This is a genomic window from Streptomyces sp. NPDC127092, from assembly GCF_042722475.1.
Lineage (GTDB): Bacteria > Actinomycetota > Actinomycetes > Streptomycetales > Streptomycetaceae > Streptomyces.
Genome location: NZ_JBHXFE010000361.1, coordinates 1 through 1,129, shown reverse-complemented (window position 1 = coordinate 1,129; position 1,129 = coordinate 1). Strand labels below are relative to the sequence as shown.

At 66.6% G+C, this 1,129-nt stretch carries 1 protein-coding gene; it reads left to right on the top strand.

Annotated features, from left to right (window positions below; all coding sequences use genetic code 11):
* Window positions 1-1,129: hypothetical protein (locus ACFWJO_RS40435; RefSeq protein ID WP_386873365.1), on the top strand; the 1,129-nt coding region annotated here is incomplete at both ends.

Here is a 1,129-nt window from a genome sequence, read left to right as displayed (position 1 = left end):
AAGGCCGGGCAGACGACGGCACTCTCATCTGGACGCGGGCAAACCGCAGTGCCCGATTCTTCGACTACGTCGTCGACCGCCTCTCCGAGGGCACTCAACCGGACATCACGACGATGGGCGATGCCGCCTACATTCTGCGGAGTACCGCGTTCTACAGCAACGGAAAGTTCGGGCTCGCAGATTTCGATCGGCTCGATGCCGGCCATCCCCTGCGTCTCCCCTACCGGGCACACATGCTGACCGCCTGGCTGTTGCGCGAGCTCAGTTACGACCTCGTCGAGCACTGTGCCCGCGCCCGCAACCCTCTGTCGGTGCGGCTGTCCGGAGACTGGCGACGCTACCTCGGGCTGGGCAACGCCACGGGTCTCGGCATGGTGCCCTACGTGATCAACCACCCGCACGTGCTCGACGCCTGGTGCGCCACGCGCGAACTCCCACTCGCGCACGCCCTGGCACAGGCGACCACACCCGCCGATCGGCGCATCCACACTGCCGGTGACCTGCTCGAGCGAGCCACCCACTACTTCCGCGAACGCGCAGACCTGGCGACTGCGCCCTTCGTCCCGTGCGGCGAACTCTCGTCCCAGCTCGAACCACTCCGGGCCATGCTGGCCGAGTACATCGCCAGCGGGACGATCGGCGGCGAAGCAACGACCCATGCGTGGCGGGAACTCCACGCGCAGGCGGCGACATTCGGCGCCGAGGCCCGCAGTGTGATGGACAGCGTGATCGTCGAGGTACATCCTCAACTCGACGCCGAGGTCGAGGAGTTGCTGTGCTGCGATCAACGGCAGGACGTCGATCCCGCCCAGACCTGCGCCCAGTTGCGTTCCGTCGTGCGAGAACGCTACGCGTGGGTGCGGCGTTTCGACTTCGACGATCCCGACGAGCTGACCCACTTCTGGTTCTCCTCGGAGAACAACGAAGAGCCGCGTCGCGGACGCAGAGGTATCGATCCCGGCGAGAACGTCGAGCATCCGATCGACATCGCCCGGTCCGTCGCCTCTCTGGACCGCGATCTCGCGTCGACGCATGACGAAACGCCGGTCGCCGCCTTTCTCGTCGAGCACCCGTGGCACCGCGGAATCGTCGCCCGCGTCCAGACACTCGCCGACGTCCCGTATTCGGA